Consider the following 23358-nt stretch of genomic DNA (forward strand, 5'->3'; position numbering starts at 1 on the left):
CCTAAAAGTTGTTGGAACCGATTATTAGAGTTGTTGAAAAATTCCATGATTCAGATTAACAAAACTGCTTCAAACGTCCATTTCAATAGGGCAGAAACGGATAGAGAATTAATTTTTCAACAACTCTATTGATCAATTTTCCAATCTCTGAACTCTCTCATCGTCTCCGAAAAAAGTGACTCCGCTGAACTGCTTAGAGCTTTCTATTTTTTACAAAAATCTTCCCCTGATTTTGAGCTATAAGAAATATCTCAAAAAGAAACTCACAAATCAATATGGAAAAAGTTATTTGGTAAAGAACGTCTCTTCTATGATAACTGAAATTTTAGGATTCAAATTTTAATTTTTTCTTAGAGATACTTTTTTTATTGGACGGAGAAGAATGAATGATATTCAGGAATTTGATTCTTAAATGTTTCGTAGGAAGTAACATATCTTTCCGAAGCCTTGTCATACTTGATTCCAAATTACGGTTTATTTCAAAATTGAATTTTTTTATTCCATTTTTTTAATGAACTCTACACAATTTGTCGAACGACTCGTAGAGTGGCTCTTTTTTACAGAAAGTTCAAAAGGGTTTGGCAATGTTGTTCATTTAGGAGAATAACCGGAATGGATTTTGTTTTTTCAAGATCAACTTTGGTTTTTCTCTCCGTTTTTACGTAATTCTTACGAACAAATTAAAATCATAAAGAATATCATTTTGTCATATATCGATCAAAATTTTCGGAAAGAAATGTGATTTCGATGTTGTTTCAATTAGGTTTGTTCGTAAACGGTTGGAAATCTACGGAAAATTCGCTTCAAGCGAATTTTCCATTCAAGAATTTTAATATTATTTTTTAGATCTTTTGGAAACTGATTTTTTAGGAAGTTCCACTTTCACTTCCGGAGTGACAGCCCATTCTTTTTTGTAGAACTCTTGTCCGTTGGAAAAATGTTCGTGTTCAATCAACGAAGCGTTCATATCGTAGTCCGGTCGGAATTTACTTTCGATCCATTCTCTAAATCGATCGATGAATCCGAAGATCGCAGGTACGACCACGAGTGTTACGATGGTTGAAAGAATCAACCCTCCGATGATCGCAATCCCCATAGCGGTTCTGGATTTTGCCGCTTCCCCGAATCCAAGAGCGATCGGAACCGTTCCCATAATCATCGCAAGGGAAGTCATTAAAATCGGCCTGAGTCGAACGAGCCCCGCTTCGTAAATCGCGTCGTTTCGAGATTTTCCTCCTTCTCTCATTGCTTGCATCGCATAATCCACAAGAAGAATCGAGTTTTTTGCCACAAGTCCCATGAGGAGAATCAAACCGATCATTGAGAAGAGGTTGAGCATCTCGTTCGTCAATGCGAGCGCGAAGAATGCTCCGGAAATTGCCGGAGGAATTGCAAATAGAATCGTGATCGGAGTGATAAACGATTCGTATAGGGAGGCGAGCACGAGATAGATAAATACGAGCGCCAGTCCGAACGCGAGTACGATATTTGCCAAAAGTTCTTTGAAGTCTTCCGATTGTCCTTGGAAATTATATCGAATCCCCGGAGGCGGAGGAAGTTCTTTCTTTAAAATTTCATCGGTGATCTTAGTCGCATCCTGAACCGCTCCTCCCGGTGCTAAGTTCGCATTGATGACGATCGTTCTCGCTCTGTCAATCCGGTTGATTCGAGAGGGACCTGCCGCTTCCTTTCCAACGCTGATTGCGGAAAGTGGAATGAGTTTATTGGCGATATTCGGCACTTTGGTTTGTCCGTAGGCCATTTTTAGGTTTCTTTGGTCGGGACGAAGTCTCATCTTCACTTCGTATTCGATTCCATTGTCGTAAAATTTACTGACTTGATCCCCCGCAATCTGATAACGAAGTTCGGAACCTGCGACGCCAGGCAGCACCCCGACAAGTTGCATTTTCAAATTGTCCAAATGAATTTGATATTCCGGTTTTCCCGCTCTGTAATCCGTATCGATATCCGCCAGATCGGAAAGAGATTTCAATCTCGCTACGACCTTTTTGGAATACGCGTCCATCTCAGCCAGATCTTCCCCTTTGATTACAAGCTGATACGGATACTGAATTCCGCCTCCGACCGCGCTATAATCGGATACTGCTGGTCTTGCGTATGCGAACGGTTTTAAAAGTTCACGAATATCGTCCTTGACCTGAGTTGTAGTGCGTTTTCGTTTTTTAGAATGTACTAATGCAACTGCAAGAGTTCCCGCGTTTGGCTCTCCTCCGTCCGGTTTGCCTATCGTAACCGCGATCATATCCATTTCGGGAATTTTCTTCAAAATTTCAAGAACTTGATCCGCGACTTGTTTGGTTCCTTGAAGACTCGTTCCGGGAGGAAGGTCCAAGGTAACTAGAAATTCTCCCTGATCGTTTGCGGGTAAAAACGTGCTCTTTACAAGCTTCAAAGATAAAATCGAAAGAATGAAAATTCCAAGGGAGGCCAAAAGTACCATTCCTGGTCTTTTCAGAGCGACTTTCATTACTTTCCCATACTGTCTTTCGAGCCAGGTTTGGAATTTATCGAAAAGTTCTACTGCCTTATTCGGTTTTGCATGGTGATCAATCTTACCGGCGAAATAGGCGGAAAGCATCGGTGCTACTGCAAGTCCGTCGAAGAGAGAAATGAGCATTGCGAAAACTACGGTTAAGCCGAACTGTTTGAAAAACTGACCTACAATACCGGAAAGAAACCCTACAGGTAAGAACACGGCGATCACCGTTAAAGACGTTCCGATAACGGCTAACGTTACTTCCGTGGTCCCCGTTTCGGCCGCTTCCATTACCCCTTTTCCTTCCTCCAGTTTCCGGAAGATATTCTCTCGAACTACAATTGCGTCGTCTATGAGAAGACCTACCGCCAAGGAAAGAGCTAAAAGAGTCATCACGTTGATGGTAAAACCCATCGCCCACATTAAAACGAATGCGCCGAGCATGGAGTTCGGAAGAGCAAGTCCCGTAATGATCGTAGAACGGAAATTTCCTAAAAAGAAATAAACCGTAATGACAGCGAGAAGAATCCCGATTATGATCGCTTCGGTCACGTCCTCGACGTTGTAACGAATCCATCTGGATCCGTCACGAATCAAACGGATCCTTGGTTTTCCGTCTAAGTTTTGAATTCCTTCGTTGAGTTTAACGATTCGTTTTAGAACTTCGTCCGCAACCGCGACTGTATTGGCTCCCGATTGTTTGTAAACGTCGATGAACAAAGCAGGTTTTGTTTCTTTAGCAATGGCGGTATTTTCTTTCTTACCTCTGAAGAAATTTCCGATCTTGGTGAAGAACGAAACTTTTTCCTCGACGGCTCCTTCCTTCGACGCCCAAAGGTAACCGATCGTTTCTTCGTCTTCCGTTCCATCTCGAACGATTCCCAGTTGTTTGATGAGAACTGCATTTCCAACTTCACCGCTGAAGGAAACGATTGTATTTTCAATTTGAGATAAGGATTCGTATCTTCCCAGAGTTCTATAAGAAGTTTCTTTAACACCTGCTTCAAATTTTCCGACTGGAACGTTTAAACCTGCGGTTTTCAGACGGTTTGCAATTACAACCGCGGGCATTTGATAAGAAGTTAGTTTGTTTCTATCTAATTCGATTTGGATTTCTCTTCGAGTTCCACCGACGATCTTAACTGAACCGACGCCCGCAACTTGTTCTAATTTAGATTTTACCGTTTCTTTAGCGATGTCGTAGAGTTTTGCTTGATCTAGTTCCGCGAAAAGTGCGAGTCGAACGATCGGTTGATCCGCCGGATCGAAACGGACTACCTTCGGTTCTTTGATTCCGGTCGGGAGTTTCGGTTTTACGAGCCCGACTTTATCTCTGAATTGTTGTTCCGCGTATTTGATGTCTGTTGCAAGTGTAAACTCGCCGAATACGACGGAAACGCCTTCCTGATTTCTGGAAGAAATTTTTTTCAAACCGGCAATAGAGGAGAGTTCTTCCTCTAAAGGTTTAGAAACGAGTTCTTCTATTTCTTCGGGACCCGCTCCCGGGTAAATTGTGGTAACGGAAACAATCGGGATGTTTACGTCTGGAAAAAGGTCCACTCCCATTCTTCCCAGAGCCACCCAACCAGTGAGAAGCATCAGAAGAACGATACTACAAATAAAAATAGGTCGTTTGATCGAAAGCTGGGCGATATTCATGGACTACCTCAGTATAACTTACCAAGGAACGTCGAGCTTCTTAAAAAAGAAATCAATATCAAATTTCTGTGAGGAAATTTTAAGCATCTCTTAAAAATAATTGATCATATTTTTGAAACAAGCGCTTCGGGAAGAAGGGACTTTTGGAGCGCATTTTAAAATGTTTTGTCGAATCTACGAATTCAGTAAGTGAGTATGTTTAGCTTGGAGATGAGCTTGTTCGAAGACAAATTCGAAAAGAATTCGATTTTGTTAAAATCTGTATTTGTGATGGAAGATTCTTGATATAAAGAACTAAATTTTACTCTTTAGAGTTTAATCCCATTGTTCTTCTATGGCTCACGCCAGCCACATTGGTTTAGGGTAATCGTTCAATAAATTCTACGGATCGCCTGAGAGATTCTTTGGATATTATCTTTTGTCAGGTTGGGATAAATTGGAATGCAGTGACCTCTTTGAAAGAGTTTTTCTCCATTCGGGAAATCCGAATTTGGAAGTTCCAAAATATGATGAATCGGTTCTTCTGCTACTTTTTGGGTTCCAATCTGTAAGGAACGAAAGTATCTTTCAACCTGTTCGTAACTTCCCGGTGCAAGAATGATAAAACGGTTAAACGTATCCAGATTCGGATCCCCATACCAAGTTTTTACCGAACTTCCCGAAATAGACTGAAGATAAACTTGTGCGATCTTTCTTTTTCTTTCTAAGATGATTCCGATTTTGGAAAGTTGTTCGATTCCGAGAGCGGCTTGGTAGTCGATGAGATTGTAGTCTAATTTAGGTTGTCCTTCTTTTCTTTGGTAAGGTTCTTTACCGGCCTTCATTGTGCGGATTTTTTTAGCCAAAGATTCTTGATCGGTAATAATCATCGCACCGTTTCCGGTTGTAATCATCTGATCTACGGAAAGTCCGCAAACAGCGATATTACCCTGTTTTCCCGGAGTGAATGTTGCGCTTTGAGCGCCTAAAACTTCGGAAATGTCTTCGATGACTGGAATTTCCTGAAAATCGTAACGTTTTGCGTCTACAACGGACCCGAAAGGATGATCCAAAAGAACCGCTTTTATGGAAGAGTTTTGGAGTGCTTTTGTGAGTCCTTCTGGACTCAAATGAAAAGAATTTTTATCCAAATCGATTACGACTGGAATTGCTTTTAAGAGAAAAATCGCATCTAGCGCGGAAACGGGCGCAAAGGTGGAGAGGGCTACTTTGTCACCTGCTTGGATATCAAGTGCGAGAAGGACAAGGTGATATGCAGAGGTGAGGTTGTTGCTGGAAATGACTTGTTTATAACGAAAGGTGGAAGCGAACGCTTTTTCGAAACGTATCGTCACGTTTCCGGTTGTGAGGTGGTCTTCAACTAGACATTCAAGAACTGTTTTCAAATCTTCCCTGGATAGAGTAGGTTTGTGAAATTCGATTTCTGTCTTTTTCTTAAGATTTTTTTCCGAAATTTCAGTTTCGATGCTACTCATATCCAACTTGGGCTCTTATAATTTTATTATGTCGCATTTTATATTTGAATTCGATTTCGTAAAGACCTTTTTCAATGCCTTATAAAATGCAGGTTTTGGGAGAATCAAAAAAGTACAAGAAAAATCCTATATCTTGATCGGAATTTCCGATACCAAAAACGAAAAAATTCCGAGATTTAAGAACCAAGAATCGGCATTTCTGCAAGACCTTGGTGAACCGTCAGCAGGGGAGAATAACCCAAATCTTTTTTAGCATGATCGATTTTGATCGTACAATCTCGGGACATGATACTCGCACTAAAACGAGTCAAAGGAGGTTCGTTTTTAATTCTAAAAAGTTTCCAAACTCCTTCTAAAATCCTCGCTAAAAAACGAGCAAGCCAACCCGGGATAGAACGATTCGGAGCAACTACCTTCTGAGTCGCGAGAAGAGATTCTAGAAAATTACGAAAATTGAATACTTCGTCGTCGGTGACAAAATAAGCCTTACCGCCCTGGCCTTTTGTAAGAGCAAGTTCGATCGAATGAATTAGATTATAAATGTGAGTCGTATTGGTAAGAGCCTTGCCGCCGTCGATCCAAGAAAAATTCCCATCTGCGATCATCTTTAAAAGAACGGGGAGAACTGTTTTATCACCTGGTCCCCAAATCAAACGAGGACGGATGGAAAGAGTTTGCATTTCAGAAGAATTCGCTTTTAATACAAGCTTCTCTGCTTCGGCTTTGGTCTTTGAATAGGGAAAGGGAGAGTTTTTCGGATAAGGATACGACTCATCGATGTCGATCATCGGTTGTCCGTAAAAGAGGGCGGCTTCGGTTCCAATAAAGATGAATCGTTTGACTCCCGCTTTGCGAGACGCCTCCAGAAGTTGAGCGGTTCCGTCCACGTTGACCTTCCAAAAATCCTGAAACGGTCCCCATTGTTCCACATAAGCCGCGCTGTGAATGACGACGTCGATTCCTTTCAAAGAATTTGAATCCACGGAATTGAGTTCACAACGAACCGGCTTTCCTCCTACCATGGAAATAATGGCGTCGGCTTTTTCCGACCGGGACATTGCTTTAACAGTATGTTTTTTAGATAAAATTCGGGTCGCCGCTTCCCCTACAAAACCGGAAGCTCCTGTGATAAAAATATTCATTCTTCGCTCCCTAAAAGTAAATAGATCGATCTACTGATTTTATTGGAAGATAAAAGCGGTCAATTACATTCCCTTAAGCAGGAATTAGAGTGCTCAAAATACTTTCCAGTTGTTTTCTAACGATTTCCAAGGGTTCTATGCTACGGTGAGCACGACATAATACCAAAGCCCCTTCTACGACTGCCAAAAGAAGAATCGAGACAGATTTCACCTGATCTTCTTTCATTTCCGATTTTTGTAGGAAAGAGCTCAATAAATTTTGCCATTTGAGATATATACTCGAGCAAACCTTTTGGATTCGATCGTTTTCAGCTGCGATTTCCAAAACCACAGTTGCAATAGGACAACCTTTTTGAAAGCGGGAGTCGATTAGTTCCTGCGAAAGATGATTCGTAAATTCTCGCAAAGCTCTATAAAGATCGGGATGATTTTCAATGGTAGCTTCGATTTGTTTTTCGAGACGTTCCCCCGCTCTCTGAATCGCGGCTGCAGTTAATTCTTCCTTTCCATCGGGAAAATGATGATAAAGCGAACCGCTCGGAGTTCCGCTTAATTTAAGAATGTCCTTCAACCCGGTTCCGTGATAACCTTTCTCTTGCAAAAGTTGCGCTGTGGTTTGTATCAATCGTTCTCTGGAGCTAAGTTGTTCCATATCTTCCAGAATGAGATCGTATTGTTTTTCCTGTCAAGGGGAGTTGAGAATTAATTATAATAGATTCGCTGGATAAAAAATAGGACCCGAGGTCGAAAAGTCAGGTCGAATTGATATTCAAAGTTTGCTTTAGAACTTTTGTTTTTGTTAAATTCTGAAGAGGTTTTTCTTGCTCTCCACTGTATCGATACAAAATCCGATCTTCTCTTGGATGATGATGGCCGCGATTATTATTTTTGGATCGGTCGGATTTTCCAGAATGGGCGTTTCTCAAATGCCCGACGTTGACTTTCCGGTAGTCAACGTCTCGCTCACACTCGTCGGCGCCAACGCCCAAGTTATGGAAACCGACGTAGTTGATCCGATCGAAGAAGCTTTAATGGCTGTCGAAGGAGTTACCGAGGTTCGTTCAATTTCTTCGGACGGTTCCGCAACTATAACCGTAGAGTTGGAACTCAGTCGGAACGTGGATGTTGCCGTTCAGGAGATTCAAACAAAACTGGCTCAGGTTTCCAATAAACTTCCGGAAGAATTGGACCCGGCGGTGATTACAAAATCCAATCCGGACGATGTTCCGATCATCTGGGTTTCCGTGACCGCGGTCGATAAGACCGAAAAGGAAAAGATGCTTTTCGTGAAGGATTTTCTGAAAGATAAGTTTCAGGAAATTTCGGGAGTCGGTGAAATCATCCTCGGAGGTTACGTCGATCGAACGATCAACGTCTATTTGGATCCGCTCAAACTTTCCAGAAACGAAATCGCCGTGGACGATATTGTCAACACGCTCAAGGAACAGAACTTGGAAGTTCCTTCGGGAAGATTGGAAAACAGAACGAATGAAATCAGTCTTCGAGCGGTGGGGGAGGTTCCCACCGCGGAACAATTTGGAAACATATTTTTAAATTCAAGAAGTGGCTCTCCTCTTTTTAGATCGATTCGACTCAAAGATATCGCAACCGTCGAAGACGGGTTAGGCGAGATCAGAAGAATTTCCCGGTTTAACGGAATTTCTGCCGTTGCGATTGGGATCAAAAAACTCAAAGGAGCCAACGCGGTTCAAGTGGGAGATCTCGTTAAAGCGAAGGTCAAAGAATTAAAGCTGAGGCTTCCGAAAGGTTACGATCTTACGATTTCGAACGATAACACGGGTTATATCCGAGACAGCGTAAACGAGCTCGAATTCACTCTGATCTTTTCCGCAATTCTCACCGGTTTCGTGTGTAGGCTGTTTTTGGGAAATTGGAAGAGTACCGGAAACGTTCTTCTTGCAATTCCGACTTCGGTGATCGGAACGTTTTTATTTTTATACTTTGCGGGTTTTACGGTAAACACCTTTACGATGTTAGGTTTATCTCTTGCGACTGGGATCGTCGTAGATGACGCGATCATGGTTCTGGAAAATATTACGAGACATCATGAGATGGGAAAGTCCTGGTTTAAAGCCGCATTGGAAGGGGCTTTGGAAATTCGATTTGCGGCTTTAGCGGCTACGTTAGCTGTCGTTGCGATCTTTCTTCCGGTAGCCTTTATGAAAGGAATCATCGGAAGATACTTTTTGGAATTCGGAGTTACGATTTCCATCGCCGTTTTGCTGTCTCTATTTGAAGCGCTGAGTTTTACGCCGATGCGTGTTTCCTTGTACGGAGAAATTAAAAAAGGGAACGAGAAGAAGTCCCATCTTTCCTCGATGTTTTCGGTCGATGCGCGTGAATCTTGGAATCTTTGGATTTCGAGAATTTCCGTTTTTAAAAGGATGGACCCGACGATCGAACGATTTCTCGATTACAGCACGGACTTATACGCGCGTTCGATCGACTTCGTATTAAAATATCCGCGTTGGATCGTATTCGGATCGACCGCATTGTTTATTTTGTCTCTCGGATTTTTTTTCCTTTTGAAAAAAGAATTTATTCCGCCTCAGGATATGGGTCGTTTTATCGTTCGAGCCAGACTACCATTGGGTTCTTCTTTGCAGAGAACGGACGAGATGATGAAAAAAGTGGAACTGTATTTGATCAACCGAAAGGAAATCGAAAAATACATATCCAACGTGGGAGGATTCGGAGGAACCGAAGCGAACACTGGAATGTTCTTTGTCACGATGAAGGAAATGGGACACAGACCGAAAAATCCTAAAACCGGAAAAGAGTTCACTCAGTCGGCGCTTTTCGGAATTTTGAGAAAGGATTTAAAGGAACTCGTGCCCGAAGCGATCTTCTCTATGCAGGATCTCTCCCAGAGAGGATTTTCCGCAGGGAGAGGTTATCCCGTCGAACTCGTGTTAACTGGTCCAGATTGGAAAACGTTATCCGCTCTTTCGGTTCGGATCTTGGATAAGCTCAGGGAAAGTAAGGTCGTTTTAGACGTGGATACGGATTACGTCGCCGGACAAAAAGAACTCAGACTTATTACCAATCGAGAAGCCGCCGCACTCCGAGGTGTGAGTATGGCGAACGTTGGAAACACGGTTGGAACATTGATGGGCGGAAAGAATGTAAGTCGTTTTACGGAAAACGGAAGAAGTTACGACGTAAGAGTAAAAATCCGAAAGGATCAGGGAGAAACGATAGCGATCATTCCAGACATTGGTGTTCGAAACACCTTCGGTGAATTCGTCAAACTCAAAGAAATTGTGAGCATTCAAGAAAAGGAAGCGCTTAAAACGATCACTCGGATCAATCGGGAAAGAGCAATTCGTGTTTTTGGAAATCCGGCTCCCGCCTTAGGGCAGACTGTATCAACGGAGAAGGCGCTTGAGATTGCCAGAGAGATTCTTCCAGACGGTTATTCCGTTTCAATTACTGGTTCGGCCAAAACCGCTAAAGAATCAGGCGAAAGTCTTACGCTTGCTTTGACGTTTGGAATTCTTCTTTCTTATATGATTCTCGCTAGTCAGTTCAACAGTTTAAAACAACCGCTTTATATTCTTCTTGCAATGCCTTTTAGTTTTACGGGAGCGTTAGTCTCTCTTTATGTGTTCGGTCAGTCGTTCAATATGTACAGCTTTATCGGGCTCATTCTCCTTTTGGGTTTGGTAAAAAAAAATTCGATTCTTCTTGTGGAGTTTGTAAACCACATTCGATCGACTGGAAAAAGCATTCGAGAATCCGTCAAAGAAGGCTGCCCGATCCGTTTGAGACCGGTGCTTATGACTTCTTTCAGTTCGATTGCGGCTGCGATTCCTCCCGCCTTGGCTCTAGGACCCGGAGCGGAAACTAGAATCCCAATGGCGGTGACGATTTTGGGAGGAATGACCCTTTCCACCTTGATTACACTTTTGGTCGTTCCCGCGGCGTATTATCTCGGAGAAAAGGAAAAACGATGAGTTCCTTCAAACGATTTGCAACACGGATCCGTAGAGAACCGGATATTAAATTTCCTAGAGAGCCCAAAGTTGAATAGATGTCTTTCCATAGACAAATATCTGTAAAATGATATTGCAAAGACAACGAAATATAAACTAAAAATAGGTTCTTTGTAATTTAGATTTAAACAAATCGTAGAAACAAATAATGAATCGAAAAAATTTTATAAAAATAGAATTTATAAATCCGTCTTTGCTGCAAGTCAAAAGATCGGCTCTATTGCATCGGAGCTTATGGTCGAGACTCGGTTTTAAAAATACATTCAAAAAAGTGAATTTATTTTTCTTTTTTTTACAACCTTGGCGTTTGGCTTTGGCTGTATCGACGATTCGAAGATTCGAACGGGCGATGGAGTTGTCGAATCCAGTCTGGAAGAAGTCACCGGAGTTACGACCGAAAAGATTCGGAACATTTCTCCCGAGCAAGAGCTGAGCATCGACGAACTCTACTCGTATGCGGTGGAAAGAACGGAAAGAATTGCACTTAAGGAAGAAGCGATTCAGCAAGCGGATTCTCAAAAGGCGGCGGCGTTTGCTTCCTTCTTTCCTTCCTTGTCTTTGGTGTATAATAAATTTTATAGGATTCCCGGACCGAATTCTCAATTTAACCCGTTTTATACGGAACCGAATCCTCTTACGGGAGGATCTTCTACGAGTAGCCTGCCTCCGACCGTCGGTCCCGGAACGAGATTACTTTTGAGTATCCCCATCTTAAACGGAGTAAGCCAGTACACAACTTATAAAGCCGCGGGCGCTCTCGCCAATGTGAGAATGAACGAGGCTAAATACGAGTCCGGGCGCCTCTATCTGGAAATTGCACAAGCATATTATAATGTTCTACAATTAAAAGAGGTTCTTTCGTTGGAGGAGAAAAAAAAAGATCTCGTCCGTAAAATGATTTTGGAAAGACGAAGGCTTTTTTCTTTGGGAAAAATCACCAGGGCCGACTTGAGCGGGGCCGAAGCGGATTTTTCCAGATCCGAAGCAAATCTCGAGGATTTTAAATACCAATTGAAACAGGCCGAAATGGCGTTGGAAAGTCTTGTGGGAATAGGAGAAGGGGGACTTCGATTGTCGATTCCTAAGGGAGTGATTTCCATTCCTCAATACCTATTACCCGAAGAAAGGATCGCAAAACGATACGACGTGATTGCGGCAAAAGAAAATCTTAAGATGGCGGAGCTCAATCTGAAAAAGGCCTGGGGGGGACATTTGCCTTCGGTTACATTAAACAATTATTATACGATTCCGGAGCATAACACGACTCCGAATAAAGATATCACGATGCAGTTATCAATTAACGTTCCTTTGTTGTCCGCCGGAACGATCACTGCGGGAGTAAAACAAGCGGAATCGGCCGTTAGACAGGCGGAATTACAATTATCGCAAACAAAACGAATCGCAACGGATGAAATTCGAAAAGCCTACGAAAGTTCTCAGAATTCCGCTCGATTATTGTCCTTATATTCAAAAGCTCTTAATTCCGTAGAATCCAATCTGAGTAGTCAAAGAAGGGGTTTTAGTTTCAAAACAGTTTCCCGTCTTGAACTTCTGATATCGGAAATTTCTTTTTTGGATTCTGAAATCGCGTATAGAAGGGTGTTTTATCAACATTCTTTGAATACGATTTGGTATTCCGTTGCGATCGGGGAACTACCAAAATTAAAAAAATTGAAAGAAGAAGATAAGACTAGGGATTAGTTTTCTTTGTGTGCTTGACATATCTCCGAGATGGTTTTAACTATTGGGCATAGTTGAGGTACGAAATCCCATGATTATCAGTAATTATTTTCAGGACAACGAGGATCTTAAACTCGTTTTCGACGAGTTGATCGATTGGGAAAAGATTATTCACGCTTACGAACACAAATTCGAAGATGCGGAAGAATATAAAAAGACCGGTAATGAAAGATTGGCTTATGCTCCTTCAAGTGTGGAGGAGGCTAAAGAATACTATAAATCCGTATTGGAATCCTTAGGTGAAATTATGGGAGAATTTGTGGCTCCCCGCAGTAAGGAAATGGATCAAATCGGACTCAAGTATGCGAATGGAAAGGTAACGTTTCCGACGGCTCAGGAAGAATGTTACAATACTCTCCGAGACGCGGGACTCATGCCGATTTCGATCAGCAGGAAATACGGCGGAATGGGACTACCTGCAACTGTTCAATCTTTTATGATGGAAATTGCGGCGAGGGCTGATGCGGCGTTTTGTCTTGCATACGGAAATATAAACATTGTCGAGATTATGGAAAGATACGCTTCTTCCGAAATGTGCGAGAAATGGCTCCCTGAAATTTCCGCCGGAAAATACAGTGCGGCGATGGCGCTTACCGAACCAAACTACGGATCGGATCTTCCGAACGTTCAAACAAAAGCAACTCAAGATACAAACGGTGTCTGGAGAGTCAATGGAGCGAAACGTTTTATCACACACGCCTGCGGTTATATCGATGCACCTTCGGTAATTCTTACATTGGCGAGAACTGGATCACCCGAAAGTGGCGCGAGAGGATTGTCTTTTTTTCTCGTAAAAGGAAACGATGTTCATATAGCCGGAGTGGAACATAAGATGGGACTTCATTGTTCTCCGACTTGTGAAGTTGTTTTCGATAATTCTCCGGGAGAACTGATCGGAAAAACTGGATACGGTCTTGTGAAGTATTCTATGGGAATGATGAATGCGGCGAGACTTACAATCGCGACTCAATCTTTAGGGATTGCGACTGCCGCTTATTACGAAGGAAAAAAATACGCTTCGGAAAGAATTCAATTCGGTAAACCGATCGAACAAATTCCTGCGGTTAGAAAAATTTTGGATCGAATGGAAAGGGAAATTCTAGCTACCAGAGTTCTTATTGTTGAAACCGGAAAGGCGATCGATCTCTATCACTGGCCGAAAGAGCACCTTATTAAAATCGAAGGCAAATCCGAAAAAGATGTGAGTCAGGACGAAACGATTCGTCGTTGGGAAAAACTTGCGGATCTGTTCACGCCGCTCAGTAAGTATTATGCGTCCGAAGGATGCGTGACAATTTCATCGGATGCGTTGCAGATTCACGGAGGGAGTGGTTACACCGAAGACTACGACGTAGCTCGGATCTATAGGGATAGTAGAATCACTACAATTTACGAAGGAACAACCCAATTGCAAATCGTGGCTGCAATCGGCGGTGTCGTATCAGGAATGTCTCCGACCGGACAGCTTAGACAATACGCGGAGGAAGAACTTTCTAAATTCTCCCCGTCGGAAGATCTCAAAAAAGTTTGGAGCGATCTCGATACGAGTGTGGGACTTTATAAATCGATTCATGACGGAAATGTGAAAGATTCTTTGGCATTTGAGGTGGTGGAAATCGCCGCTCGTTTTCTTTGCGGAATGCTTTTAGAAAGGTCACTCAAGGCATTGAGCGGAAAGGAACTTCAAAAACGAAAAGCGATCACACAAGCCTATCATTTGGATAGCGTCGCGACGGCAAGTGCCAATCTGATCAAGTTGGAAAGGGCTTCCAAACAAGCCGTTCTCGCTTAGAGCTCTGCTCAAAAGCCTTCTTAATTTGTGGGTAACGTTATGACTCTCTACAGGTCGCTCGATAGAACTCGAGCGTCTCATTCTATTGGCGCTCGACGGGGTGAGGGACAGACTCTTATCAGTCCATCGCCTTAAAAACCAAACTCGCACAAGTTCCTTTGTGCTTTTCACTTTTCAGGCAAAATTCTGCATCGATCAATTGAGCAAAATCTCTACAAAGTTTAATTCCGAGCCCGGATCCGTTTTCATTGAGAGTTCCGATTGAGGAATAGAATTCTTTGGAAAAAATCTTTTCTAATTCCTCGGCGGACATTCCTATACCTTCGTCGACTACTGAAATACGTTGATAATCCGGAAAAATTGTTCCTCTTAGAAAAATCTTTCCACCGGAATTTGAGAATTTAAGTGCATTTACGAATAAATTACGAACAATCATTTTGAAAATATTCACGTCACTAAATACTTTAAAATTCTCGTCAAACTCCAGATTAACTTGAAGACATTTAAGTCGGATGTAATCGTTATAAAGCATCGTGATTTCCTGCATGATCGGGATCGGATTGAAGGAAATCTTGTTCGCTACGATACTTTTCGAGTTCGTTTTCACCCAATTCAACGTGTTGTCAATCAAGTCGATCGTAAGATGAGTTTGAATGTTTAATTTTGAAAGATGCTGATAAAGATCGACGGAAGGGATTTCCTCATTTTTAAACAAAGAAATCAAAGAAATGATCTGTATCAGAGGCGTTCTTAAGTCATGTGCAAGAATAGAGAGTAATTGAGATTTGAAGGAATTGCTGCGAATTAGCTCTAAGTTTAAAGTTTCAAGATCGTGAATGTCCTGAAATGCAAACGCATTTAACTCTCCGAACTCCGTGCTCCGTAGGTGGAACCATCTTTCTCCGTTCGATTTGGTCCGAATTTTTGTCTTCATTAAAATATTATGTTTTTCTCTTTTTCTTACTTCATCGACTTCGGTCAGCCAATCTAATTTGACCTTCTCTCTATAATTCTCGTCCGGATAGGCTTGGACAAACAAATCTTCTATGGTGGGGATTTCCTTAACTTTATAACCTATGATTTCTCGAAAACTTCGATTCAGATAAAGAGTTTGGAATTGATCTCCTTTCACTCTCGAGAGCAACACGGGATACGGAATCAATTCCACGAAACTGATTTTATCCTCTATGTTGTCTAAAACTTCCTGAATCAATTCCATTTTTTAAAACTCCAAGTCAAGCCGGAATTGGCTTTTTAAATTTTTCTAATATAACGGAATCTATACTGAACCTAAAAATAGAAATCTATTAGATAAAATTGTCGATTGATGAGTCTTATCAAGCTTATAATTTCATTTTGTGGAAGATTTCATAATAAAATATTCAACGATATATTCGATAAAAATGATCCTCAAATAAAAAAATCTTTTGCAAAAATAAAATCGATTTGTGTTAGAATCTGGCATGGATACTCAATGAACATACTTTAAGATCAAATTTGAAATTGAGACGAACTGAGAGCAGATCTGCATCTTTCGGTACTCCTTAAGAAATATATAATAAAAATAGAATATATTATTTAAAAATAAATAGCAACCGACTGCATGTCACAATGAGAATCTATTCCCTTTTTGTGGAAAATGCAAAAAATTGAAAAAGGTAAAGCGTATGAAAAGAATTTTAACGATTTTTGTCGGTTTTCTTTTATTGGGAACCGTAGGGAAACCTTTTTGCGAGTAAAGGAAAAACGGTGGCAAGCTGATTGACGTTTTCGAAAAATCTTTCGAAAATAAGTCCTTTTCATACAACAAAAACTCAAGACCAATATGGATTTTGAAGTTCTTTCCTTGCGCTCTTTTTTACGGAACCAACAATTTTTACAACAGTAGTATTTATACCAAATATTATTTCAATGGATATTTTTTCGAGGTATCTTTTGTATCTTATTTTTTTCGGATCGGAAATACTCGATCGGTGTCAATTTTGTTTAGAAGTGCGTTATGGGAGCTTTTCTAAAATCTCCAAAAAGAGAACTCAAAGATATTTAGAAATATAAGTAATGTATAATGAAAGAGAAATTGCCAGACCTATTTGATTCAGAACCTGTCCTAAAACTTCAAATGCGGAACTCCTACGGAAGTGTTCTCACAATAAAGTCCGTTAGAAAGTTCATACGGACACAATCTGCGGGAACTCCTACATTTTTTTAGAAACTCAGGCGGTCTTCTATTGGCGCTCGATGGGATTTGGGCATACTTTTAATAGAAATGTAAATCTTGGGATTCTCTCAAGAAAAGATTTATAAATCATTTCCATTTTTCTAGAATTTTCAAAATATCGTTCCCGAATTTTTCAACTTTAGCGGAACCCATCCCTTTAACGAGAGATAACTCTTCCGGGGTTGATGGCATTACTTTTGCGATTTGAGCGATCACTGGATTTTGAAGCACCATAAATTTTTTCCATTTCCTTCTTCTGGCTTCTCTATCACGAAAGTTTTTCAATTCTTGGATAACGTTTTTTGCGGAAAGGGTTTTCTTTTCTCCGCCAATATCCGGTTCTTTTTTCTTTCTCGGAGTTTTAACGATTACGGTTGATGAAAGGATAAGTTTCGGGTATTTGTTTCCTACGATTTTTACTTTTTTTTTCGCAATCCATTCGTCCAAAGTTTTTAAAATCGCTTCTTCCGGAATCGAGCGCAAAGAACCGTATCCGACTAGACGATCTAATTTTTTTCTCAAGATTTCGTTTGATCTGGAACCTCGTAGAACTCCGGTGATCATCCTTTTACCGAATTTACCGGGAATCTGTTCTAAAACTTGTTCTATCGTTTCCAATTCATCTTCGGAAAAATCGTATCTTTCTCTTTCTTCTTGTTTTTGTTTTTTAGCCTTTTCTCTTTCAAGGAATTGATCCCTTCCGTTAGCGAATGAAATATTCGAAGATTCTTTTTCCGAGCAGATGTCGCAGGTTTTACAAGATTTGATTTCTTCGCCGAAGTAAGAACAAAGAATTTGTTGTCTGCATCGGTCGGAGATCGCATATTCTTTTACAAAGGAGAGTAACGTTTCTCCCCCTTTCCGATTATTTTCTTTTCCGATAATGAAATTCTGAGTTACCAGATCGGAGGGATGGTAAAAAAGTATACAGTTCGAAGACTTTCCATCCCTTCCGGCTCTTCCCGCTTCTTGGTAATAACTTTCCAAAGATGCGGGGATTTGATAATGAATGACCAAACGAACGTCCGGATTGTCCAAACCCATACCGAACGCGTTAGTCGCCACAAGTACGTTTGTTTTTCCGATATTATATCCGTTTTGAGTTTTTTCCCGACTTGAATCGGTTCTGCCCGCGTGATATTTACCGACTTTAAACCCGTTTTTCTTTAGGAAATTGTAGATTGATTCCACCTTTTGTCGGGTTGCGCAGTAAATAATTACTTTCCCGCTTTCGATTTTTTGAAAATTTCCTTGGATTAAAAGTTTTAAGAGCTCGTTTTCCTTAGAAGTTTCATTTTGAGGGAATCGTACAGAGAAGTTAAGATTTTCCCTGTAAAAACTCCCTTTGATCAAAGTAGGGTTTTTGAGTCCGAGGGAGTTGGATATGTCTTCGATGACTTTGGGAGTTGCAGTGGCGGTTAACGCGACGATCGGTATTTGGTGTTGATATTTATCCCTAAGTTCGTAGAGTTTTCGATATTCCGGTCTGAAATCGTGTCCCCATTGGGATACGCAGTGTGCTTCGTCGACGGCGATCCTACCTAGAGGAAGTTTCGGAAGAATTTCGAACACCTGTCTGCTCAGAGCTTTTTCCGGTGATAGATATAAAATTCGAATTTTACCTGTGCTTGCTCTGCTTAGGATTCTAAGTTGCTCCAGATCGTCTTGGGTTGAATTGCAGAATTCCGCGGCGATCCCTTTCGCTTTGAGAGAATCTACTTGATCTTTCATCAGTGCAATTAAAGGAGAAATGACAAGCGTCAAAGAAGATCGGTCTAAAACCGCGGGAAGCTGATAGATGAGCGATTTTCCTCCTCCGGTAGGAAGAATAACTAATGTATCTTTCCCGCTTAGAACGGATTCGATTGATTCCTTTTGACCAATTCGAAATCGGGACATTCCCCAGATTTCCTTAAGAGAGGATTCTAAATTTAGAATATGATTGTTTTGTTCCGAATTCATTTAATTCCAACCGAAAAAACTTTCTTGCGTGTAGTTTGCTTCTGCCGAAAGGTCTAAAGTACGCTTTGTAATGGGATCCATAGGCAAGCTCCGTATTGAATTTTTTAGAGTGTAAGAGGAGAGGTAAATCAATTCAAACATTTGAAATACAATCGCTTTCACGTTTTTTTATATTGAACTCATCTTACTTACGAATTCTTCGATAGAGGAATCGAGCCGGATGCAACGATTCCAAGATAGAGGATTCGACGGGAGCGGGTTCTCCCAGTATTAAAGACGCAAGAATCTCCGCACCTAAAAAAGAACTCAAAACCCCTCTCGAACCCAAACCTCCGAAAACGTATAAGTTCGGGATCGCTTTGAGGTTTGGAAACGTTTTGCGTTGATTTCGAGGTAAATCGATTTCTTTGTAAGTTTCCCGAAATGCTTTCGGATCGAAGATCGGACCAATGATCGGGAACCGATCCGGAGTTTGAGCCCGGAATCCCGTTTTTTCGGAAAGAACGCAGTTCGAATCGAATCTTAGAGTAGGGTATTTGGTTTGAACGTATTGCAAAAGCAAGTCCGTATCCTCTTTTCGGGGCTCCGGATTCAAGTCGAATTCGTCGAATGTGGAACCTAGAATGTGTTCTCCTTGAACGGAAGGCGTCAAATAGTGTTCTGCACAAAGAATGTTCGGAACACGAGAGGAATTTTCTGTTTCTTTTAAGGATATAAGTTGTCCCCGGACTTTGTTTATCGGAAATATCTCTTCTCCTTCAAATAGAGAAGATACTAATTTTCCAATCAAATAAGAATTACAGAATATAACAGAATCTGCAAGTATTTTCTGGTTTGATTCTTTCAAACCGAGTTTCCAGAAAGTCTCGGTTCGTTCGAAGGAATTTGCCGTAGCTTGTATCAATTTGATTCCGGGCTGATCGGCGCATTTTCTTGCGATAGATCCGGGTTGGGTCCAGAAACCGTTTTCGAAAAAAACTCCTATTTCTTTGATAAATTGGTTGTTTTTGTGGAAATCGGAGTCGTTCGGTTTCCAGGAGGCGATTTCTTCGGTAAGTCTATGGTTCTCTATGCTCTTTCGGAATCTTTCGGGATTCATCTCCTCTGTTACGCCATGAAACAATCCGACTTTTCCAAATTGATCTTTGTCGGCAAATGAGGAAAGAAAGAAAAGCGCATATCGAAATGCGCGTAACGTAAACAAACTGACTGATCCCGGAGTTTTCGTGAGATGAGGATGGGAAATCGCTCTCGGGATTCCGGAGGTTTCGTTTGCGATTCCGGACGGGTCGATTAGGAAAACTTGAATTCCTCGTTTTGACAAAGAATAAGCAAGCGTCGAACCTGCGATCCCGGCTCCGACAATCGCCGCGGTTTTGATTTGTGATTCGGGATCGGAACGTTTGCACCAGGGTTTTTCTTTCGGAATCGATTCTTTCGTTTCAAAAGGGTGATTCGAATATTTTCCGGTCAGCATTTCCTTTTTCCTTCCGAAACCGGGGCGTTTTTCCAGCGTAAAACCAGCGGAGGATAAAGAATCCCGGACCGTTCTAGCGACGGTAAAAGTGGAAAATGTGGTTCCGGGTTTGGAAACGTTTTTTAAGTTTCCCAGAACCGATTCTTCCCACATCTCGGGGTTTTTAGAAGGAGCAAAACCGTCTAAAAAAATCGCGTCCACTTTTCCAGAAATTTCGCATAACGCGTCTGCAACGTTTCCTAAGAAAAGAGTTAGGCGGATTTTTCCTTCTAAAAATCGGAAGTAGTTCATTCCTGGAATAAGATTTTGATAAGAGTATAAAAATTCCTCTTTGATTTCCTCCAATTCGGAAAACGCGGAAATGGCTTTTGAGATTTCTTCCCGACTGAGAGGGAATTTTTCAACCGATATAAAATGAAGTCGAAACCGGTTTTTGTGTTCCAAATATTCTTTCCAAGTCGTAAAAAAATTAAGCCCGGTTCCGAAGCCTAGTTCCAAGATACAAAATGAATTTTGAATATTCGAATTTCTCCAACGATTGGGAAGATCGTTTCCTCCGATAAAAACGTGTTTGGTTTCTTCTAAGCCGTTTTCGGGGGAAAAGTAGATATCATCGAATCGATCCGATACGGGAGTGTGATTGTTTTTCCAGGACAGCATTAGATTTTCGGGGGCACGGGTTCCGTTGGTTTTGGAGGGGCGGATTCTACACCGGGACCGCTTTCTTTACGCAGTAAATCATCCGATGTCAGTCTGGATAATTGGATTTCTTTTCGAATTCCAATTCGGAAAGTGTTCATTGTGAGGTAAAGATCGTGATAACCTTCCCCGTTGGAAGTGGGTATTGTCTGAGTGATCGGAGCTTTACCAAAGTTTCCAATACGGAGTAGGTCCCGGTTATCGTATTCTCTATTTCCGATACTTGATAATTCCAGGTACAAATACAAATTGTAGAAAATGGTATCTTCAAAAAATCGACCAATATTATATTCGTATAATACTTTGAATCCTGCAATACCCCTTGTTTGGTTTCGTGTGGTGGAAACTCTAAAACCCCTTTCCAAAATATCAAAATCGTAGATACTATAACCGAGGTTGATTCCGACTCCTAAATTCCAATTTTGAAATTCCAAAAATCCTAGATAGAGAGTTCCGTAGAATTGGTAATCTATATATAAGTATTCCGCTTTTCTGGCAAAAGGGTCGGAAAGGGGATATAATCCGTATAAGGCTTGTTCTATCGGATTTGAATAGATTCTTCCGTCATCCGGAAAGTTGAGAAGATTTCCTCGAAAGCTTCTAGGAGATGTGATCGTAAAGCCATAAGCGACGTAGTTCAAAAATTTGAAATAGCCCGTAAAAGGAAAGCCGGGTAGTCTTCTAGGAATGGAATCGACCGTATAGAAAGGTACCGATTTCGGAGGATCATGATTGACCGGGAGATCATTATTTTTCGGCGTTTTAAAGCCAGCATTTGTTCGAATGAGGTTTTCCAACGGAGTGTATTTCGTAAAAAAATTCAATTCCGTGGAATCCACTACTCCTCCGGTAAGAATCACGGTTTCAAAAAAAGATTCGAGGGTTCGACAAGAGGAATGGACTGTACAACAGATCCATATTGATAAAACGGCAATTTTTTTCGATATCAATGCTCTCGATTTCTGATCGTCTGAAAGGCTCATCTTTTCCTGACATTTTTTTATGATTCATTCTGAGTTCCAAGTCGTAATTGAAAAAGAGGATTCTTGACCGAAGAGGTTTGGAGGGGAATTCTGGCAATGGAATCCTCTTATGTCAGAGAAAGGCGCTAAAATTCCGAAGCGGTATCCGGTTTCGCTTGCTCCGATGATGGATTGCACCGATCGGCATTTTCGATATTTTTTAAGACTTATTTCCAAACATACATTTCTATACACGGAGATGATTCATACCGGCGCCATTCTTCATGGGGATCGTCGTCGATTTTTGTCGTATAGTCCGGAAGAATTACCACTTGCGATTCAGTTGGGAGGAGATGATCCGAAAGCCCTCGCGGAATCTTCCAAAATCGGTGAAGACTATGGATACTCTGAGATCAATCTGAATGTGGGTTGTCCGAGCGATCGGGTGAGGGAGGGAAACTTCGGCGCTTGTTTGATGGAAACCCCGGAGAAGGTCGCCGAACTGGTCTGCGCAATGGACAGTAATGTTTCTATTCCTGTAACTGTAAAATGTAGGATCGGAATTCCCGGTAAAGAAACTTTGGAAGACTTGTGTCGGTTTATAGAATGTGTCCGCCAAGCGGGAGTTAGGCGATTTATCGTTCATGCAAGAATCGCGGTCTTAGGCGGACTTTCTCCGGCTCAGAATCGTCAAATTCCCCCGTTACGTTATGCGTACGTTGAATCCTTAAAGGAACAATTTCCGGATCTTTTGATCGAGATCAACGGAGGAATTCGAACTCTTGCCGAAATGCAGGATAGACTCAAAAAGAACGACGGGGTGATGATCGGAAGGGCCGCATACGAAACTCCTTATCTTTTTTCGGAAGTGGATTCCTTATTTTTCCGCGATAATTCTCCTTCCTTGAGCAGGAGAGAGGTTTTGCTTCGAATGAGAGATTATATCGAAGAAGTTGTTTTGAAAGAGAAAAATGGTAAACCGCATCATGCACTTAGGCATATGTTGGGCTTGTTTCATGGAGAGAAAGGCGCTCGTAGTTTTAGAAGAATCCTCACGGAAAGAATGTACTGCGATTATTCGAGTGATCTTTTATTGGATGCCGTGCAAGAGATTTCGAACAATACGTTAGACTTGATCCCATCCAACTAGAAGCATATAGTATATTGTTATATGATTTGGATGTAAAGCTTATCGACGGATAACCTTTATACTTTTTTAAAGTGAGTGGAAAGTTCGCTTCTTTTATTTTTCTTTTTTCTAAAATAGAGTTGTTGAAAAATTAATTCTCTATCCGTTTCTACTCCATTGAAATGGACGTTTGAAGCGGTTTTGTTAATCTGAATCACGGAATTTTTCAACAACTCTAATCATAAAAAAAGTCTGAATTTAGTTGTTGTTTTTGCGATAGATATCTTCGTGTAAAACGACGCAACATCTTTTAGGACGTTATGTATGGTTCGTCACTTTATTTATCAAAAAGGAAGATCGGAAAAATTCTGGAGTATCGAAATCGGTGTCGATTCGAAACCTCTGAACACAGCTTAGGGACAAGGACGTGGAGAAGCCGAATCTGAGAAATAGGCCTTTGAATTTGAAGAACTTTGTCAAAAGAAAATCGAAAGTCTTGTTCAAACAAAACTCAAGGAAGGTTACGAAGAGGTTCTCCTTGCGATCAAAGATGTAAATCCATTCGATTTAAAAGATGTAGCCAATATCAA

General features: G+C 41.2%; 11 protein-coding genes and 1 pseudogene. 4 read left to right on the forward strand and 8 right to left on the reverse strand.

The genetic code is table 11. The features are described from left to right. Positions 1-835: 835 nt before the first annotated feature. The 4 genes from LEP1GSC062_RS06360 to LEP1GSC062_RS06375 form a co-directional block, all read right to left on the reverse strand. On the reverse strand, positions 836-4156 hold the full coding sequence (locus tag LEP1GSC062_RS06360) for an efflux RND transporter permease subunit (protein WP_010577664.1): 3321 nt from the start codon (positions 4154-4156) through the stop codon (positions 836-838). A gap of 371 nt (positions 4157-4527) precedes the next feature. Further along, positions 4528-5631: a DegT/DnrJ/EryC1/StrS family aminotransferase gene (locus LEP1GSC062_RS06365; RefSeq protein ID WP_010577665.1), complete on the reverse strand. Its 1104-nt coding sequence runs from the start codon at positions 5629-5631 to the stop codon at positions 4528-4530. Between the two features lie 176 nt (positions 5632-5807). Next, a complete protein-coding gene (locus LEP1GSC062_RS06370; protein ID WP_010577666.1) occupies positions 5808-6773 on the reverse strand; it encodes an NAD-dependent epimerase/dehydratase family protein in 966 nt (321 codons plus the stop codon). A 73-nt stretch (positions 6774-6846) separates the two neighbouring features. Then, the gene (locus tag LEP1GSC062_RS06375) at positions 6847-7425 is read right to left on the reverse strand and encodes a TetR/AcrR family transcriptional regulator (protein ID WP_010577667.1); all 579 of its coding nucleotides are present in this window, start codon (positions 7423-7425) and stop codon (positions 6847-6849) included. 169 nt (positions 7426-7594) lie between these two features. On the opposite strand from LEP1GSC062_RS06375, the gene LEP1GSC062_RS06380 reads away from it, so the two are divergent. The 3 genes and pseudogenes from LEP1GSC062_RS06380 to LEP1GSC062_RS06390 all read left to right on the forward strand — a co-directional run bounded on the left by LEP1GSC062_RS06380 (position 7595) and on the right by LEP1GSC062_RS06390 (position 14321). Continuing rightward, entirely contained in the window at positions 7595-10750 is a 3156-nt protein-coding gene (locus LEP1GSC062_RS06380) for an efflux RND transporter permease subunit (RefSeq protein WP_020983724.1), read from the forward strand. A gap of 187 nt (positions 10751-10937) precedes the next feature. Then, a pseudogene (locus LEP1GSC062_RS06385) lies at positions 10938-12490 on the forward strand (TolC family protein). 70 nt (positions 12491-12560) lie between these two features. Further along, a complete protein-coding gene (locus LEP1GSC062_RS06390) occupies positions 12561-14321 on the forward strand; it encodes an acyl-CoA dehydrogenase family protein (RefSeq protein WP_010577668.1) in 1761 nt (586 codons plus the stop codon). A gap of 118 nt (positions 14322-14439) precedes the next feature. Here the strand turns inward: LEP1GSC062_RS06390 and LEP1GSC062_RS06395 are convergent, their stop codons facing one another. From LEP1GSC062_RS06395 to LEP1GSC062_RS06420, 4 genes are all read right to left on the reverse strand, one after another. Next, positions 14440-15540, reverse strand: a complete 1101-nt coding sequence (locus LEP1GSC062_RS06395; RefSeq protein ID WP_010577669.1) for a PAS domain-containing sensor histidine kinase — start codon at positions 15538-15540, stop codon at positions 14440-14442. 1086 nt (positions 15541-16626) lie between these two features. Then, complete coding sequence (locus tag LEP1GSC062_RS06410; protein WP_020983708.1) at positions 16627-18501, reverse strand: RecQ family ATP-dependent DNA helicase; 1875 nt, start codon at positions 18499-18501, stop codon at positions 16627-16629. A 184-nt stretch (positions 18502-18685) separates the two neighbouring features. Beyond that, the gene (gene mnmC, locus LEP1GSC062_RS06415; RefSeq protein ID WP_020983750.1) at positions 18686-20638 is read right to left on the reverse strand and encodes a bifunctional tRNA (5-methylaminomethyl-2-thiouridine)(34)-methyltransferase MnmC2/FAD-dependent 5-carboxymethylaminomethyl-2-thiouridine(34) oxidoreductase MnmC1; all 1953 of its coding nucleotides are present in this window, start codon (positions 20636-20638) and stop codon (positions 18686-18688) included. Then, a complete protein-coding gene (locus LEP1GSC062_RS06420) occupies positions 20638-21660 on the reverse strand; it encodes an LIC10647 family lipoprotein (protein ID WP_010577671.1) in 1023 nt (340 codons plus the stop codon). Before LEP1GSC062_RS06420 ends, mnmC begins: the two co-directional genes overlap by 1 nt. A 109-nt stretch (positions 21661-21769) precedes the next feature. On the opposite strand from LEP1GSC062_RS06420, the gene dusA reads away from it, so the two are divergent. Next, entirely contained in the window at positions 21770-22789 is a 1020-nt protein-coding gene (gene dusA, locus LEP1GSC062_RS06425) for a tRNA dihydrouridine(20/20a) synthase DusA (RefSeq protein WP_010577672.1), read from the forward strand. The last annotated feature ends 569 nt before the right edge of the window (positions 22790-23358 follow it).

Origin of the sequence: Leptospira alexanderi serovar Manhao 3 str. L 60, assembly GCF_000243815.2 — a bacterium.
In the GTDB taxonomy this organism is placed as follows: Bacteria; Spirochaetota; Leptospiria; order Leptospirales; family Leptospiraceae; genus Leptospira; species Leptospira alexanderi.

Bases quoted from the DNA above. Each gene is read 5' to 3' on its own strand.
- LEP1GSC062_RS06360 (WP_010577664.1), bottom strand. From the start codon at position 4,156: ATGAATATCGCCCAGCTTTCGATCAAACGACCTATTTTTATTTGTAGT.
- LEP1GSC062_RS06365 (WP_010577665.1), bottom strand. From the start codon at position 5,631: ATGAGTAGCATCGAAACTGAAATTTCGGAAAAAAATCTTAAGAAAAAG.
- LEP1GSC062_RS06370 (WP_010577666.1), bottom strand. From the start codon at position 6,773: ATGAATATTTTTATCACAGGAGCTTCCGGTTTTGTAGGGGAAGCGGCG.
- LEP1GSC062_RS06375 (WP_010577667.1), bottom strand. From the start codon at position 7,425: ATGGAACAACTTAGCTCCAGAGAACGATTGATACAAACCACAGCGCAA.
- LEP1GSC062_RS06390 (WP_010577668.1), top strand. From the start codon at position 12,561: ATGATTATCAGTAATTATTTTCAGGACAACGAGGATCTTAAACTCGTT.
- LEP1GSC062_RS06395 (WP_010577669.1), bottom strand. From the start codon at position 15,540: ATGGAATTGATTCAGGAAGTTTTAGACAACATAGAGGATAAAATCAGT.
- LEP1GSC062_RS06410 (WP_020983708.1), bottom strand. From the start codon at position 18,501: ATGAATTCGGAACAAAACAATCATATTCTAAATTTAGAATCCTCTCTT.
- mnmC (WP_020983750.1), bottom strand. From the start codon at position 20,638: ATGCTGTCCTGGAAAAACAATCACACTCCCGTATCGGATCGATTCGAT.
- LEP1GSC062_RS06420 (WP_010577671.1), bottom strand. From the start codon at position 21,660: ATGAGCCTTTCAGACGATCAGAAATCGAGAGCATTGATATCGAAAAAA.
- dusA (WP_010577672.1), top strand. From the start codon at position 21,770: ATGTCAGAGAAAGGCGCTAAAATTCCGAAGCGGTATCCGGTTTCGCTT.